This window comes from Iodidimonas sp. SYSU 1G8 (assembly GCF_039655775.1).
Lineage (GTDB): Bacteria > Pseudomonadota > Alphaproteobacteria > SMXS01 > SMXS01 > RI-34.
In genome coordinates this window covers 964745-981421 of record NZ_JBBYXJ010000001.1, presented here as the reverse complement: position 1 = coordinate 981421, position 16677 = coordinate 964745, and the positions used below count along the sequence as shown (strand labels likewise).

Here is a 16677-nt window from a genome sequence, read left to right as displayed (position 1 = left end):
CGTCAGTCCCCCTCGGGCCTGACGTCGCCGTCGGGTGAGACGACGATTCGGGTCTGCCGACCGTCTTTCATCGCGACGCCGTGCCAGAAATTGTCGCAGCCCTTGCGCTCCATGGTGACGTCGCTGTAGCCCGCCGCGGCGGCTTTCTCCTTGGCCCAGTCGGCGGTCGTGCCGTCGATCCGGTCACCGGACGCACAGGCGGCCTGAGCCGGCGCGACGAAACCGGCGGCGGGGGCCGCCAGCAGCGCGGCGAGCGCGAGACCCGGGATGGCGATCATCTTCAGCATCTGCTTCATGACATTTCCCTCGGTATTGCGGCGGCGATCGGGCCGCTGGTGGATAGAGATGACAGTGACAAACGCCGCGACCGGACCGGATGATCCCGCCCGCAAAAATTCATCGCACTGCAACAACCGTCACTCGGGATGGCGACATTCCTGTGGTACGGTCTCGCTCCCAACCGGTAGCGGAAGACCATGAGCACCACCGACTCCTATACGTTGCCCGACGCCTTCATTCCCGAGCTGCCGAGTCACTACAGCGGCAAGGTACGCGAGAACTATGATCTGCCGGACGGCCGCAGGATCATCATCGCCACCGACCGCATCAGCGCGTTCGACCGTGTGCTCGCGTCCATCCCGTTCAAGGGGCAGGTGCTGACCCAGACGGCGCGCTACTGGTTCGAGGAGACGGCTGATATCTGCCCGAACCACGTGATCGAATATCCCGATCCCAACGTCGTCGTCGGCCGCCGCCTCGACATTCTCCCGGTGGAGATCGTCGTGCGCGGCTATCTGGCGGGCACGACGGCCACATCGGTTCTCACCATGTACAAGCAAGGTGCGCGCGAGATGTACGGGGTGCGCTTTCCCGACGATCTGCGCGACAACCAGGTGCTGCCGCGCGCCATCATCACCCCGACCAGCAAGGCGTTCGACGGCGGCCATGACGAGCCGCTGACGCCGGCGGATATCGTCGGGCAGGGGCTGCTGACCCAGGAGCAGTGGGACACGGTATCCCGCTATGCGTTGGCGCTGTTCGCCCGCGGGCAGGCGTTGGCCAAACCTCGCGGCCTCATCCTGGTGGACACCAAATATGAGTTCGGCACCGATGCCGAAGGCCGGATCGTTCTGGCGGACGAGATTCACACGCCCGACAGCAGCCGCTACTGGATCGCCGATACCTATCGCGAGCGCTTCGAGGCCGGCCAGCGCCCGGACAGTTTCGACAAGGATTTCGTCCGCAGCTGGGTGACGGCGCGGTGCGACCCCTACACGGACCCGATTCCCGAAATTCCCGCCGAACTGATCGATCAGACGTCGCGCGTCTACATGAAGGCCTATGAGGCGATAACCGGCAAGCCATTCGAGCCGGATACCAGTTGCGGTACCCCGCTGGAGCGGGTGCGGCGGAATCTGGCGCGGTACTTCTAGGCCGCGCCCCGCCGCGTTTTCTTGACCCGTTCACGGGCCGACGTTACGGTGCGCCCGCCGTCCACAGGGGTTCCGCCACGCATGTCTTCCGCGCCGTCCTTTCAGGAACTGATACTGACTCTGCAGGCCTATTGGGCCCGTCAGGGTTGCGTCATTCTCCAGCCCTATGACGTGGAAATGGGCGCGGGCACATTTCATCCGGCGACCACCCTGCGCGCGCTGGGTCCCAAGCCCTGGAAGGCCGCCTACGTCCAGCCGTCGCGCCGTCCCAAGGATGGCCGCTACGGCGAGAATCCCAACCGCCTGCAGCACTACTACCAGTTTCAGGTCATCCTGAAGCCGTCGCCGCCTGACATCCAGGCGCTCTATCTGGGCTCGCTCAAGGAGCTGGGTCTCGACCCGGCCATCCACGACATGCGCTTCGTCGAGGACGACTGGGAAAGCCCGACGCTGGGCGCGTGGGGCCTGGGCTGGGAAGTCTGGTGCGATGGGATGGAGGTCAGCCAATTCACGTATTTTCAACAGGTTGGCGGCATTGATTGCAGCCCTGTCTCAGGTGAGCTGACCTACGGCCTCGAGCGTCTGGCCATGTACATCCAGGGCGTCGACAACGTCTACAACCTGCATTACGGCAACGGCGTCAGCTATGGCGACGTGTTCCTGCAGAACGAGCGCGAGCAGTCGACCTACAATTTCGAATATTCCAACGCCGACATCCTGTTCCAGCACTTCCGCGATGCCGAAGGCGAGTGCCAGTCGCTGCTGGCCGCCGGTCTGGCGCTGCCGGCCTATGACCAGTGCATCAAGGCCAGCCACAACTTCAATCTGCTGGACGCGCGCGGCGTGATCTCGGTCACCGAGCGCCAAGCCTATATCGGCCGTGTCCGCGCGCTGGCCAAGGCCTGCTGCGAAGCCTGGCTGAAAAGCCAGACGGAGGCCGCATAATGGCCGAATTCCTGCTCGAACTCCTGTCCGAGGAGATTCCCGCCCGCATGCAGGCGCGGGCCGCCGAGGATCTGAAGCGCCTCGTGACCGAAAAGCTCAAGGCCGCCGGCCTGAGCTGGACCCGCGCCGACGCCTTCGTGACGCCGCGTCGCCTGGCGCTGGTCATCGATGGCCTGCCCGTCGCCCAGCCCGACGTCCGCGAGGAACGCAAGGGCCCGCGCACCGACGCGCCGCAGCAAGCCATCGACGGCTTCCTGCGCTCGACCGGCCTCAGCCGCGATCAGCTCACCGAGGTCGAGGACAAGAAGGGCACCTTCCTCGTCGCCATCATCGAGAAGCAGGGCGGGGCGACCGCCGATGTCATCGCCCAGATCGTCCCCGAGGTGATCCGCGGCTTCCCGTGGCCCAAATCCATGCGCTGGGGCAGCGGCGGCCTGACCTGGGTGCGCCCGCTCCATTCCATCATCGCCCTGTTCGACGGCGCGGTCGTGCCGCTCGAAATCGACGGGATCGCCAGCGGCGACAGCACGGTCGGCCACAGGTTCATGGCGCCGCAGCGCATCGAGGTAAGCGATTTCGCCGACTACAAGTCGAAGCTGCGCGCCGCTTTCGTCATCGTCGACCCGCGCGAGCGCAAGCTGGATATCAGCGAGCACCTCGACCAGTATGGCGAGCAGCACGGCCTGAAGCCCATCGAGGATGACGGCCTGTTCGACGAGGTCGCCGGACTGGTGGAATGGCCGGTGGTTCTGGTGGGCGACATCGACACGGCTTTCATGGACGTGCCGCCCGAGGCGCTGATCTCGGCGATCAAGACCCACCAGAAATACCCCATGTTCCGCGACCCGCGGGGCAATCTGGCGCCGCGTTTCGCCATCGTCTCCAATCTGGCGGCCAGGGATGGCGGCAAGGCCATCGTCGCCGGCAACGAGCGCGTGCTGAGCGCCCGCCTGTCCGACACCAAGTTCTTCTGGGACCAGGACCGCAAGGCCACGTTGGAAAGCCGGCTGCCGGCGCTGGAAGAGGTGGTGTTCCACGAAAAGCTGGGCACGCTGGGCGACAAGGTTCGCCGCGTCGCCGCGCTCGCCGGTGAGCTGGCGGCGTCGATCCCGGGTGCCGATCCAGCGCTGGCCCGGCAGGCCGCCGGTCTCGCCAAGGCCGATCTGCGCACCGAGATGGTGGGCGAGTTCCCCGAGCTTCAGGGCATCATGGGTCGCTACTACGCCCTCGCCGAAGGCAAGCCAGCCGAGCTTGCCGAGGCCATCGCCGATCATTACCGGCCGCAGGGCCCCAACGACCAGTGCCCGACCGCGCCCGTCAGCGTCGCCGTCGCCATGGCCGACAAGGTCGACACGCTGGTGGGCTTCTTCGGCGTCGACGAAAAGCCTACCGGCTCCAAGGACCCGTTCGCCCTGCGCCGTGCCGCGCTGGGCGTCATCCGGCTGGTGCTGGAGAACGGGCTGCGTTTACGCCTGCTCGACACCTTTCAGGCGGCTGGAGCTTCTTCCGATACGGCCTTGCAATTGCTCGATTTCTTTGCCGACCGCTTGAAGGTCTATCTGAAGGAACAGGGTGTCCGGCACGACCTGATTACCGCCGTCTTCGCGCTCAGCGGTGAGGACGATCTGGTGCGTCTGCTGGACCGGGTGAAGGCGTTGCAGGGTTTCCTCGACACCGAGGACGGCGCCAATCTGCTGGCCGCCTACAAGCGCGCCACCAACATCGTGCGCATTGAGGAAAAGAAGGACTCGGTCTCCTATGACGGCGCCGCCGAATACGAGCGGCTGGCCCAGGAGGAGGAGAAGCTTCTCCACGCCCGTCTCGCCGACGCCATGGCCCAGGCTGAGACGGCGGTGCGCGAGGAACGCTTCACCGACGCCATGGCCGCCCTGGCCGGTCTGCGCCGTCCGGTCGATGCCTTCTTCGATCACGTCACGGTGAATGCGGAGGATCCGGACCTGCGCCGAAACCGTCTGTTGCTGCTGTCGCAAATCCGGGCGACGCTGCACAGGGTGGCCGACTTCTCGAAGATCGAAGGATGACGCGGACGTTGCCAATTCCGCGCAGCCTCTTAACATTCGTCATCCCCGCCCTGGCGGGGACCCAGCCCTTCACTGGGCGGCTTTCTTTCCCAGACCGCTTTCCCGCATGCGCGGGTGAGGCGGCGCGGGGTAGTGACTATCGAGGGTTTGTGCATGACTAAGTGGGTCTACAGTTTCGGTGGCGGCGCGTCGGATGGCGATGCCGGCTTGCGCAATCTGCTGGGCGGCAAGGGCGCCAACCTGGCCGAGATGAGCAATCTGGGCCTGCCGGTGCCGCCGGGCTTTACCATCTCCACCGAGGTCTGCACCGCCTATTACGATAACAACCGCGTCTATCCCGCTGAACTAAAGGCACAAATTGCCGAGGCGCTGGCCAAGGTCGAGGGCATCGTCGGCGCCAATTTCGGCGACAAGGCCAACCCGCTGCTGGTTTCGGTCCGCTCGGGCGCCCGCGCGTCCATGCCGGGCATGATGGATACGGTGCTCAATCTGGGCCTCAATGACGAGACCGTCGAAGGCTTGGCCGCGCTGTCTGGCAACCCCCGTTTCGCCTATGACAGCTACCGCCGGTTCATCCAGATGTACTCGGACGTGGTCCTTGAAGTGGATCATTATCACTTCGAGGAAATCCTGGACATTCACAAGGAGTCACTTGGGGTTACGCTCGATACCGAACTTAACGTGGAAGCGTTGAGGGAGCTGGTCGCGGCCTACAAGGCGAAGGTCCAGGAAGAACTCGGCAGCCCGTTTCCGACCGATCCGCACGAGCAGCTGTGGGGCGCCATCGGCGCCGTGTTCAACTCCTGGCAGAACGACCGGGCCAAGGTCTATCGCCGCCTGCACAACATTCCGGAAGCCTGGGGCACCGCCGTCAACGTCCAGGCCATGGTGTTCGGCAACATGGGCGAGGATTCGGCGACCGGTGTCGCCTTCACCCGTAACCCGGCCACCGGCACCCGCGAGGTCTACGGCGAATATCTGCTGAACGCCCAGGGCGAGGACGTGGTCGCCGGCATTCGCACCCCGCGCTACATCAGCACCGCCGCCAAGCTGGCGGCGGGCGAAACCGATCCGTCGCTGGAAGAATCGCTGCCGCAGACCTTCGCCGAGCTCTCCGCCATCATGGACAAGCTCGAGGCCCATTACCGCGACATGCAGGACATCGAGTTCACGGTCCAGAAGGGCCGCCTGTGGATGCTGCAGACCCGCAGCGGCAAGCGCACCGCCGCCGCCGCTCTGAAGATCGCCGTCGAGATGGCCAGCGAAGGCCTGATCACCGAGCGCGAGGCCATCGGCCGCATGGACCCCGAGGCGCTCGATCAGTTGCTGCATCCGACCCTCGACCCCAAGGCGCACAAGGAAATCCTGACGCGCGGCCTGCCGGCCTCGCCGGGCGCGGCGAGCGGCATCATCGTGTTCGATGCCGACGAGGCCGAACGCTCGGCCGCCGAAGGCCGCGATGTCATCCTGGTCCGCATCGAGACCAGCCCGGAAGACATTCACGGCATGCACGCGGCCAGGGGCATCCTGACCAGCCGCGGTGGCATGACCAGCCACGCCGCCGTCGTGGCGCGCGGCATGGGCCGGCCTTGTGTCTCGGGCGCTGGTTCCCTGCGCATCGACTATGCCGCCGGCACCCTGACCATCGGCACGGAAGTGCTCAAGCGCGGCGACGTGCTGACGCTCGACGGCTCGACCGGCGAGGTCATCAAGGGCGCGGTGCCGACCATCAACCCGGAACTGTCCGGCGATTTCGCCACGCTGATGGGCTGGGCCGACAAGGTGCGCCGCATGAAGGTGCGCACCAACGCGGAAACGCCGCTCGACGCCCGCACCGCCCGCGAGTTCGGCGCCGAGGGCATCGGCCTGTGCCGCACCGAGCACATGTTCTTCGAGGCGGACCGGATCATGGCGGTGCGCGAGATGATCCTGTCGGAAACCGAAGCGGAGCGCCGCGCCGCGCTCGCCAAGCTGCTTCCGGTGCAGCGCCAGGACTTCACCGAGCTGTTCCACATCATGAAGGGCCTGCCGGTCACGATCCGCCTGCTGGATCCGCCGCTGCACGAGTTCCTGCCCAAGACCGACGAGGAACTGAAGGAGATCGCCGATCAGGCCGGCGTCTCGCTCGCCACCATGCGTAAGCGCGCCAACGAGCTGCACGAATTCAACCCCATGCTGGGCCATCGCGGCTGCCGCTTGGGCATTTCCTATCCGGAAATCTACGAGATGCAGGCGCGCGCCATCTTCGAGGCGACGCTGCAGGTCTTCCGTGAAACCGGCGACACGGTTGTTCCCGAGATCATGATCCCGCTGGTCGGAGCCAAGAAGGAACTGGATATCCTGAAGGGCAAGATCGACGCCATCGCGGCCGAACTGGGCTTCAAGGAAAGCGGCTATATCGTTGGAACCATGATCGAATTGCCGCGCGCCGCTCTGCTGGCCGATCAGATCGCGCAGTCCGCCGCGTTCTTCAGCTTCGGCACCAACGACCTGACCCAGACCACCTATGGCCTGAGCCGCGACGACAGCGCCAACTTCCTCGACGATTATCTGCGCAGCGGCATCTACGAGAAGGACCCCTTCGTGACCTTGGACCGCGAGGGCGTCGGCCAACTGATCCGCATCGCCGCGGAAAAAGGCCGTGCGACCCGTCCAGGCATCAAGCTGGGTATCTGCGGCGAGCATGGCGGCGACCCGGCCTCCATCGCCTTCTGCGAGGAAGTCAGCCTCGACTACGTGTCCTGTTCGCCGTATCGCGTGCCGATCGCGCGTCTGGCCGCCGCGCAGGCCGTGCTGAACAACGCGCCCGCCAAGGACTGAGGATTGCGGACCCGGGTCCCGGATTTCCAGACCCTCGAGGCCGGCGGCAAGCCGGCGATGGCGGCGGCGCTGGCCGCCATCGAGGCCGACCCGGCCCATCCCGATGTCGTTGCGCTCCTCGACCGTGCCTGGGCGTTGCCCCGGGCCCATGTGATCGGCCTGACCGGCCCGCCCGGCGTCGGCAAGTCGACCTTGACCGGCGCGTTGATCCGTTCCTGGCGGGCCTCCGGCCGGACGGTCGGAATCATCGCCGTCGATCCCTCGTCCCGGCGCACGGGCGGCGCCTTGCTGGGCGACCGCACCCGCCTTGCCACCGATCCGGAAGACCAGGGCATTTTCGTCCGGTCCATGGCCGCGCGCGACCGGCTCGGCGGGCTGGCGTCGCTGACCTTCGCCGCCATGGTGCTGATGCGGGCCGTCTATGACGTCGTCCTGGTGGAAACCGTCGGGGTCGGCCAGTCCGAGACCGACGTGGTGACAGTGGCGGACAGCGTCGTGTTCTGCATCCAGCCGGGATCGGGTGACAGCCTCCAGTTCATGAAGTCCGGCATCATGGAGGTGCCGCATATCATCCTCGTCACCAAGGCCGACATCGGGCCGGCGGCCGTCCGCGCGCGCGCCGACGTGAAGGGCGCGCTCTCTCTCAATGGCGCGCCCGAGGGCTGGTCGGTGCCGGTCCTGCTGGCGTCCGCCTCGTCCGGTGTGGGCATGGACAAGCTTTTCGACGCGCTGGAAGCCCGCTGGTCGTGGCTGAGCGAGGCGGGTCGGCTCGTCGCCGCGCGCCGCCAACAGGATCGTCACTGGCTGGAGGAAACGCTCCGGGATGGCTTCGGCCGCGACGGGCTTGGCTTCCTCGGTCCGGCCATCGACGAAAACCCCGACGCGTCGCCTTTCGCCCGGGACGCATCGCTTTCGGCGCGCCTGCGGAACCGCGCTACGCCGCCAGGCTGATCAGCAGGATCGCCAAGCCAAGGCCCGCGCCCAGCACGATCCAGAGCCATAATTCGTTCTTGTTGCGCTTGCGCCTGCGTGAGCTCATCCGTTGGGCCGCCTGTTCCGGTTCAAACTGTCAGGGCGTTACCTGGAAGCATCCACTGTAGCCGTTTGCGGCGGCGGACCCAACAAACTGTTGCGGATCAGCGTCTCCATCCGGCCCAGCGCGTCACGCGTGCCCTCCGGGTCATAGATCGCCTGCGCCTTGGGATCGGGCTCGCTGCACAAGCTGAGGGCATAGCGTAGCGACTGAGCCGTCACACCGAGCCGCGAGGATTGCTCCACATAGACATTGGGGGCGGTCTCCGTGAAGAAGCACCGGCTCGGGATGTTGCCGCGCACCGGCAGTTTCTCGACGAAACGGAAATAGGGATGCGGGTAATCGAAGGCGTGGCCGCCCCTTGGATAGATGGCGATGTCGAGCGGCAGCGCCGGATTATCCTGCTTCAGCCGGGCCGCGAGGTCGTTGCAGAGCCCGGCGGGCGTGACCCGGTCCAGCCCGCCGCTCAGGATCAGCACCGGCGCGCCGGTCGCCGCCTCGTCGAGGAATGAAAAACCGCACCAGGGATAGAACGCGACATGCACCGCGAAGCGGTTGTCTCCTGCCGCCAAGCCGCTACGAAAGCGCTTGAGAGATGCGAGAAGTGCAGGAGCCGCACCCTTTGAAAATCCAATGATGCCAATCCGTTGTGAATCGATTCTCGGATCCGAACTGAGCTGGTTCAAGGCCGCGTAGGCGTCGGCCATGATCGACGCCTCGGAAACGGCGGACTGGTCGAAGATCGTGTTCTCGACGCCGCGTTCCCCGAAGCTGTCCACGGCCAGCACGGCGATCCCCCAGCTGTTGAACAGTTTGGCGTAGTACCAGTCCTGCGCGCCCTGGCCCGTGCCGCCATGTAGCATCACCATGGCCGGCACCTTGGCTCCGGTTGGCACGCCGGCCGGCATCATCAGGGCGCCGGCCACCATTTGCGGCGTGCCTTCGCCAGATCGTCCGATCTGGTCGATGAATCCCAAGGTGCGACTGTGCAGCATCACGGCTTCCCGGTCCGCCGGCGCCCGCGCGCCGCAGGCGGCGAGCATCAACGCCAGTACGAGGGGCCCCAAAGGAACTCGTCGATGTCTTGGTCGGGTGAACATGAGTCTTGATAGTCACGGCGGACAGGCCTGTCACCCCGGCCTTTAGGCAAGGGAGGTAGCAGAAATCGCGGGAGTCTTGATGCAACCAGATTCTTAGGAAAGCATCCTAATACGCTGATATTAAATTAATTCGCCGTGCCTATAGCAGTGGCTCATGTGATCGTTCACCATGCCGACGGCCTGCATGAAGGCGTAGCAGATGGTCGGGCCGCAGAACTTGAAGCCATTCTGCTTCAGGCTTTTCGACATGGCCCGGCTCTCGGGTGTTTCAGTCGGCACCTGCTTCATGTCGCTCCAGCTGTTCTGGATTACCCGGCCACCGGTGAACTGCCAAAGATAGTCGGAAAAGCTCTCGCCCCGTTCCTCCATGGCCAGATACGCTTTGGCGCTGGCGATGGCGCCCTCGATCTTGCCCCGATGGCGGATGATGCCCGCATCGCCCAGCAGACGATCCACGTCGGCCGGACCGAAGGTGGCGACAATTTCGGGCTGGAATCCCTGGAACGCGGCACGGAAGTTCTCCCGCTTGCGCAGGATGGTGATCCACGACAGTCCGGCCTGGAAGCCATCGAGCATCAGTTTCTCATACAGGGCGCGGCTGTCACGCTCCGGCACGCCCCATTCCTCGTCGTGATAGGCGACATAAAGCGGGTCGGTGCCCGGCCAGGCGCAGCGGGTCAGGTCGGTCATGGAACGGGAGTCTCCACCTGGATCGTGGTGCCGCCGGCCATCAGGGGCGTGCCGCTTTCGCGCGCCTTGTCCACGTCCTCGATGCGCAGCAGGGCAATGGCGCGGTCACCGGCCACCGATCGGAGCGCGCCGGCCTCCCGGTCGCCCAGCATCACCTCGGTGCCCGGCGCCGCGACGCCGTCCAGCACCACCGGATAAAGCTTGCGCCGGACATTGCCGCGATATTTTGTCCTGGCGGTCAGTTCCTGCCCGACATAGCAGCCCTTGTTAAAGGAGACGCCGTTGAGCTGGTCGAAATTGGCCTCCAGCAGCAGCGTCTTGTCGGCTTCCAGGTCGCGGCGCGTATCCGGAATACCGAGCGACACGCGCCGCGCCTCGTAGGTCTCGAACGGCGCCGTCCTGTAACCGAGTGTCTCCAGCGCGATCGAGCGGGGCAGCAGCGCGCGGGCGCCCAGCCGGGCCGATCGCGGATCGATGAAGGCAACGCCATCCGACAGAGCGGCGGCCGTCCCAAGGGTATCTCCGAAATTCTCCGGCGGATCGAGCAGGGAGGCGACATACCAGTCCGCCGACTGGTCGCTCAGACTGACATCCGAGCGCAGCTTGTACATGGTCAGCCGCTTGAGCAGATCGGGCAGGCGCTCCCGGTCGACGTCGAGCAGCAGGGTCTCGCCCTGCTCGGCGATGAAGAAGTCGAAGAGAAATTTACCCTGCGGCGTCAGCAGCGCGGCATAAATGGCTTGCGACGGAGCGATCCGCTCGACATCGTTGGAGATCAATCCCTGCAGGAACGAGCGCCGCTGGGAGCCGCCGATGGCGAGAACGCCCCGTTCCTCGAGAATCACAGCGGTTTTCAATGGTGCCTCCCTGGTGGACATGACTGGCGCTTCGAGGGCGCAGCCATAAATCATGGTGATGGCCGGTTACGGGCTTTTGCAACCGGATTATGTGACATATAACGCGGAAGCCAACAGGACCATGGATCTTATGGGTACATCCTTCGACCTGCTCATACGCAACGCAACCTGCGTTTCCCACCGCGGCATCGGGCCGGCGGATGTGGGGATCAGGGACGGCAAGACTGCGGCGATCGGCGATCTGTCGCAGGCCTCGGCTCACCAGGTGATCGACGCGACGGGGCTGCACCTGCTGCCCGGCGTCATCGACAGCCAGGTGCATTTCCGCGAACCCGGCCTGGAATACAAGGAAGACCTTGAATCGGGCAGCCGCGGCGCCGTGCTGGGCGGTGTGACCGCCGTGTTCGAAATGCCCAACACCAAACCATCGACCACGACCGCCGAAGCGCTGCAATACAAGCTGGATCGCGCGGCCGAAACCATGTGGTGCGATCACGCCTTCTATGTCGGCGCGGCCGCCGAGAACATCGACCTCCTGCCCGAGCTGGAGAAGTTGCCCGGCTGCTGCGGCGTGAAGCTGTTTATGGGCGCCTCGACCGGCGACCTGCTCGTGCATGAGGATGAGGTGATCCTGCGCGTGCTGCGCAGTGGCTCCCGACGTGTCTCCATCCATTCGGAAGACGAATACCGGATGCGCGAGCGCAAGGGTCTCGCGGAAGAAGGCAACGTGCTGACCCATCCCGTGGTGCGCGACGATCAGTCGGCCATCATCGCGACCCAGCGGCTTCTCGCCCTGGCGCGTCAGGCCGGGCGCCGCATCCATGTGCTGCATATCACCACCGCCGACGAGATCGAACTCCTGTCCCGTCACAAGGATATCGCCACGGTCGAGGTCACGCCGCAGCACCTCACGCTGGCGGCGCCGGAATGCTACGAGCAACTGGGCACCCGGGCGCAGATGAATCCGCCGATCCGCACCGCCGCGCACCGCGACGGTCTCTGGCGCGGCATCGCCGACGGCATCGTCGATGTGCTCGGTTCCGACCATGCGCCGCACACCTTGGAAGAGAAGGCGAAGGCCTATCCCAACAGCCCGTCGGGCATGACCGGCGTCCAGACCCTGGTGCCGCTGATGCTCGATCATATCAATGCCGGACGGCTTAACCTGCAGCAGTTCGTCGATCTCACCAGCGCCGGGCCGGCGCGCATCTGGGGGCTTGCCGGCAAGGGCAGGCTCGCGGTGGGATGGGACGCGGATTACACATTGGTGGACATGAAAGCCTCGAGAACCATCGAAGACAGCTGGATCGCCAGCAAATCCGGCTGGACCCCGTTCCATGGCCGCACCGTGACGGGCTGGCCGGTCGGCACGATCATCCGGGGGCAAAAGGTGATGTGGGAAGGCCAGCTGGCCAGCGCCCCCGCCGGCGCGCCCGTTCGGTTCAACGACACACTGCGAGCTCATGGATAGCCTGCCGCTATTCATCAAGGGCCTGCTGATCGGGATTATCGTCGCCGCCCCCATGGGGCCGGTCAACATCCTCTGCATTCACCGGACGATCACCTGCGGCCGTGTGGCCGGGCTGACCACGGGACTGGGCGCGGCCTTGGGCGATGCGGCGTTCGCCCTCGTGGCGGCGGCGGGGATCACCGCGGTATCGGCCTTCGTCGAGGCGCACGAAGCCTGGTTCAGGATACCCGGCGGCATCCTGCTGCTGATTCTGGGCCTCAAGCTTTGGCTTTCCCACCCCCATTACGAGCAGCGCGAGATCAACGGCCACGGCATGGCGCGGTCCATGGCGGCGACCTTCATCCTTACCGTCAGCAATCCGATCACTATCGCGGCCTTCGTCGCGCTGTTCGTCGCGTGGGGGATGAGTTCCGGACTGGACGTCCCGCAATCCGCCGAGGTGGTTTCCGGTGTCTTCGTCGGATCCATGGTCTGGTGGGTCGCGCTCGTCGTGTTGATCGGCCTGCTGCACAGCAAGATCGAGGACCGCCACATGCTGCTGCTCAACCGCATCACAGCCGCCGCCGTGATCGCGTTCGGGCTCTACGCCATCGACTCAGTCACGCTGAAGATATTCAGCTAACCACGCCTATCTGAATTCCAGGGACCCGTCTCGCCCAAGCGCGGATGGGAGGCGGTGTCGCAGCCAGTCACGCGCCTGCGGGCTGTTCTTCAGGTAAGCGTCCCAGAACGCCAGCGAGGCGCATCGGATGAACTGGTGGCACAGTTCTTCCCGCCGGTTCGCCAACAGCTGGTCGGCGCGTTGCCCGCCGAAGGTCTGGTGGTCCGCGCCGCGCAGGATCAGGGCGTACTGATCGCCGCTCGGGGCCATGTGATAGGCCAGCAGCTTTTCCCGCCATCCTTCGCGGCCATCGATGCTCCTGTCCCGGGTGCCGGTCATGTGCAGGCACGGAACCGAGAGGCCCGACATCATGGTCTTGCTCGCCAGGCTCCGTTGCAAGGCGTTGCTGTAGAGGATCGCGGCCTTGATTCCGGGATGCCGGTAGCTCTCGAAAGCGGGCGGCCAGCGCAACCCGCCCAGCGACAGCGCGGTCAGCGCGCCCAGTGAATGGCCGCCGATTCCGATACGGCTCATGTCCATCGGGCCCTTCAGGGCGCCACCCGAACTCAAGTCGGCGAGCCGCTCGATCAGCATGGCGATATCGAGGAAGCGGTGGTGGTGACTGGTGATGTCGGCGATGCGCGTGCGCAGATAGTCACCCTTGCCGCGGGCTTCTCCGGCCAGTACGGGAAACAGGCGCTTGTCGCCGCTGCGGTGGTAGACGTCCACGACAGCGTACCCTGCCGCGGCGAGATAGCGCGTGACATGACTCATGGAGACGCTGGGCTCGGTCGCCCGCCACGGCGCCGGCAGGGAGTTGATGACGACGGGCAGCGCTGCCGTGGCGGCCGACGCCGGGCGGCGGATGATACAGTCGATGGACGCGTTCCGGCTCTCGTCCATGAGCGTCCGCCGTTCCGTCACGATGGCCTCGATACGGGCCGGGTAGGGCTCGACCGCGCGCGGCCCGTTGCAGGTGATGTTGTCAGGATGAAGGGTGTCGCGCAGCATTGTCTTCAGGCGAGCTGTCCGCCGCCTGATGGTTTGCCACAGGATCATTTTCCGGACGCGAGAAAATCGGCCAGCGCGTTGATGCTGGGATAGATGTCGAGATGGCCGCTGCTGATAAGGATACCGAACTCGCACTCGAAGTGGATGCAAAGCTCCATACGGGCCAGCGAGTCCATCGCCAGCGCCTCGAAGGTATGATCGGCACCGGGCTCCGCGTGCTGGCTCAGCATCGCCGCGCTCTCGGCAGAAAGCGCGGGGTTTGCCAGGATCGCGGCGATGATCCGCTCGCGCATCAGAGAAAATTCCGGTGACATCAAAGCTGCCTCTGCGCTGCCAGCGCCGACAGCTCATGGCGGACAATCTTGCCCGCGTCGTTTCGTGGAAGATCCCGTGCGCGGAAAATCTTGCGTGGCGCGCGCACGCCGAGCTGCCGCGTGCAATGAGCGGCAAGCTGCTTCAGATCGCACGTGTCGGTCGTGACCACCGCGAGCATGGGAATGTCGCCATGCACCATCGAGCGGAGCGGGAAGGCCGCGCACTCGATGACGCCCGGAAACGTCTCGGCCACCCGTTCGATCTCGGCCGGATGAATGTTGATGGAATTGAGGATCATCATGTCGTCGGCACGGCCCTCGAAAACCAGCAGACCGTCCTCGTTCAGATGGCCACGATCGCTGCTGTAATACCATCCGTCACGGAAGGTCTTCGCGGTCAGGGCGGGATCGCCCACATATCCCGCGACCATGCCAGGCGTGCGTATCCGGATCAGGCCATCGACGCCTGCGGGCAAGGGCCTATCCGCGCTGTCGACGATTTCCACCATAACGCCGTCCAGCGGGCGGCCGACACTATCAGGATGGCGCGCATGCAATTCCGGGCCAGCGACCGCGATATTGCCGCACTCGGTCGCGCCATATTCGACGTGGAGCGAATGGACCTGCTGCTGCTGGAAGTCCGCTCGCATCGCGCCGGATATGCGCGCGCCGCCCACATATACGTGCAGCTCTTCCGGCAGCCGGCACCCGGGCATGGCCGCGATATCGATCAGCGAACGGGCCTGGGGCGGGGAAAGCCTGAGCACGTCGACACCGTATGCGCGGCAGATACCAGGAATTTCGGCGGGCGCGGCGATATGGAACACCCCCGTGTAACCGTTCATCGCGCTGCGCAGGCGGTGCTTCTTCGCATAGAGAAACTGGATCGACGAGGGAATGTATTCGGATCTGGCCGCTGGCGGCATATGGCGCGTCAATCCCTGCTGCGCCATCTGACGGTACGTGTATGCGATGATCTTGGCTGCGCCCGTCGTGCCCGACGTCGCCATGTAAACCGCGATGGCGTCGTCTCGCGGGTGAGGCAGGTCCAATGCGGCGTCCGCCGCGCCGCCCCGTGGCAAAACGCCCGGGATGGTAATGGTGCGGACGCCATCATCCAGTGGGTTTTCGCCGATCACGGCGACCACGCCGCAACGGCGGATCAGGTCCTGACGCAGCGGTGCTGGATCATGGGTGGCGAGCGATATATGCGGACACCCCATGCGCAACAGCGCCAGGCTGACCATCAGGTGCAGGGGCTCGTCGGCGATGGAGACACCGACGACATCGCTTGTCCCGATGCCTTCCGAGGCGATCCATCCGGCCAGCGCGCGGACACGTCGATCCATCTCACCAAATGTGATGGTGTCTGTCTGGGAAACGATGGCTAGGCGTTCAGGGGTGGCCGCCGACCCCAAAAGATTGCTCGACATAGGTCAAGAATGCCCGTCATCCCTCGGACGATGCAAATGCTTTACAGGTCGCGCTTCAGCGTTTGCCCCAGGCGACGAAGAACGGGTTTTCGAAGCCCGGTTTGCCGTAGAGGAACGGCGCTCCGTCCACCGTGGTCACGCTGCCGCCTGCCGCGCGCAGGACGGCGTGACCGGCGGCGATGTCCCATTCCATTGTCCGGCCGAGGCGCGGGTACATGTCCGCTTCCGCCGCCGCGATCAGGCACAGCTTCAGCGAACTGCCGGCCGACTTCAGTTCCCTGACGTCGAAGCCCTTCAGGAATTCCTCGGTCTTGTAATCCTTGTGCGACCGGCTGGCGACGACGGTGAGTCCGTCCTGCGGCGCCGGGCGCGCGGCGATGGGCGCGGCGGCCGGGAAGCTGCCGTCGGCGGCACGGGTAGACGTCGTCGCGCCGGCGTCCGAGCCACAGAACATGCGGCCGATGGCGGGCGCGTAGACCACGCCGAGCACGGGCACGCCGTGCTCGATCAGCGCGATGTTGACCGTGAACTCGCCGTTCCGGTTGATGAATTCCTTGGTGCCGTCCAATGGATCGACCAGCCAGAATCGGCCGCCCGACACGTCCGGAATATGTCCGGCGGCGGCGCTTTCCTCGGCGATCACGGGAATGTCGGGCGACACTTTCGCCAGCCCGGCCAGGATCACGGCCTCGGCGGCTTCGTCCGCTTCGGTCACGGGCGAGGCATCGTCCTTGCGGCGCACCTCGAACTCCGTGTTGTAAATGGCGAGAATGGCCTCGCCGGCGTCGCGGGCGATGGCTTCGATCTGGGCGCAAAGGGCGGCATGATTTGTCATGGGGCAGGGTTTTAATCGGCTGTCCGCCGCGAGTCACGCGGCAAGCGAGGGCAGGGATGAATATGCCATCCTTGCTCCCGGGCCCGCTCCCG

General features: G+C 65.3%; 15 protein-coding genes. 7 read left to right on the top strand and 8 right to left on the bottom strand.

The features are described from left to right. Positions 1–2: 2 nt before the first annotated feature. Positions 3–296, bottom strand: a complete 294-nt coding sequence (locus WJU17_RS04840) for a hypothetical protein (RefSeq protein WP_346326204.1) — start codon at positions 294–296, stop codon at positions 3–5. Positions 297–476: 180 nt separating this feature from the next. Between WJU17_RS04840 and WJU17_RS04835 the strand changes: the two genes are divergently transcribed. The 5 genes from WJU17_RS04835 to WJU17_RS04815 all read left to right on the top strand — a co-directional run bounded on the left by WJU17_RS04835 (position 477) and on the right by WJU17_RS04815 (position 8191). Continuing rightward, complete coding sequence (locus WJU17_RS04835; protein ID WP_346326203.1) at positions 477–1433, top strand: phosphoribosylaminoimidazolesuccinocarboxamide synthase; 957 nt, start codon at positions 477–479, stop codon at positions 1431–1433. Between the two features lie 81 nt (positions 1434–1514). Beyond that, the gene (locus WJU17_RS04830) at positions 1515–2378 is read left to right on the top strand and encodes a glycine--tRNA ligase subunit alpha (RefSeq protein WP_346326202.1); all 864 of its coding nucleotides are present in this window, start codon (positions 1515–1517) and stop codon (positions 2376–2378) included. Continuing rightward, positions 2378–4420 carry a glycine--tRNA ligase subunit beta gene (gene glyS, locus WJU17_RS04825; protein WP_346326201.1) on the top strand — a complete coding sequence of 681 codons (2043 nt, stop codon included), beginning with the start codon at positions 2378–2380 and terminating at the stop codon, positions 4418–4420. Before WJU17_RS04830 ends, glyS begins: the two co-directional genes overlap by 1 nt. A gap of 153 nt (positions 4421–4573) precedes the next feature. Then, complete coding sequence (gene ppdK, locus WJU17_RS04820) at positions 4574–7240, top strand: pyruvate, phosphate dikinase (RefSeq protein WP_346326200.1); 2667 nt, start codon at positions 4574–4576, stop codon at positions 7238–7240. A gap of 57 nt (positions 7241–7297) precedes the next feature. Then, positions 7298–8191 carry a methylmalonyl Co-A mutase-associated GTPase MeaB gene (locus WJU17_RS04815; RefSeq protein WP_346327395.1) on the top strand — a complete coding sequence of 298 codons (894 nt, stop codon included), beginning with the start codon at positions 7298–7300 and terminating at the stop codon, positions 8189–8191. Between the two features lie 126 nt (positions 8192–8317). On the opposite strand, the gene WJU17_RS04810 is transcribed toward WJU17_RS04815, so the two are convergent. The 3 genes from WJU17_RS04810 to WJU17_RS04800 form a co-directional block, all read right to left on the bottom strand. Continuing rightward, positions 8318–9373, bottom strand: a complete 1056-nt coding sequence (locus WJU17_RS04810; protein WP_346326199.1) for a dienelactone hydrolase family protein — start codon at positions 9371–9373, stop codon at positions 8318–8320. 120 nt (positions 9374–9493) lie between these two features. Next, entirely contained in the window at positions 9494–10063 is a 570-nt protein-coding gene (locus WJU17_RS04805) for a DNA-3-methyladenine glycosylase I (RefSeq protein WP_346326198.1), read from the bottom strand. Further along, entirely contained in the window at positions 10060–10920 is an 861-nt protein-coding gene (locus WJU17_RS04800; RefSeq protein ID WP_346326197.1) for a folate-binding protein, read from the bottom strand. Before WJU17_RS04800 ends, WJU17_RS04805 begins: the two co-directional genes overlap by 4 nt. Positions 10921–11050: 130 nt before the next feature. Between WJU17_RS04800 and WJU17_RS04795 the strand changes: the two genes are divergently transcribed. Next, entirely contained in the window at positions 11051–12391 is a 1341-nt protein-coding gene (locus WJU17_RS04795) for a dihydroorotase (RefSeq protein ID WP_346327394.1), read from the top strand. Beyond that, a complete protein-coding gene (locus WJU17_RS04790; RefSeq protein WP_346326196.1) occupies positions 12384–13013 on the top strand; it encodes a LysE family transporter in 630 nt (209 codons plus the stop codon). Before WJU17_RS04795 ends, WJU17_RS04790 begins: the two co-directional genes overlap by 8 nt. Positions 13014–13019: 6 nt before the next feature. On the opposite strand, the gene WJU17_RS04785 is transcribed toward WJU17_RS04790, so the two are convergent. From WJU17_RS04785 to cysQ, 4 genes are read right to left on the bottom strand one after another with little or no spacing between them, the layout of a single operon-like run. After that, the gene (locus tag WJU17_RS04785; protein ID WP_346326195.1) at positions 13020–14003 is read right to left on the bottom strand and encodes a hypothetical protein; all 984 of its coding nucleotides are present in this window, start codon (positions 14001–14003) and stop codon (positions 13020–13022) included. Positions 14004–14047: 44 nt separating this feature from the next. Beyond that, positions 14048–14317, bottom strand: a complete 270-nt coding sequence (locus WJU17_RS04780; RefSeq protein ID WP_346326194.1) for an acyl carrier protein — start codon at positions 14315–14317, stop codon at positions 14048–14050. Next, on the bottom strand, positions 14317–15750 hold the full coding sequence (locus tag WJU17_RS04775; protein WP_346326193.1) for a class I adenylate-forming enzyme family protein: 1434 nt from the start codon (positions 15748–15750) through the stop codon (positions 14317–14319). The genes WJU17_RS04780 and WJU17_RS04775 overlap by 1 nt, the downstream gene beginning before the upstream one ends. A 55-nt stretch (positions 15751–15805) precedes the next feature. Then, positions 15806–16585 carry a 3'(2'),5'-bisphosphate nucleotidase CysQ gene (cysQ, locus tag WJU17_RS04770; protein ID WP_346326192.1) on the bottom strand — a complete coding sequence of 260 codons (780 nt, stop codon included), beginning with the start codon at positions 16583–16585 and terminating at the stop codon, positions 15806–15808. Positions 16586–16677: the final 92 nt, after the last annotated feature.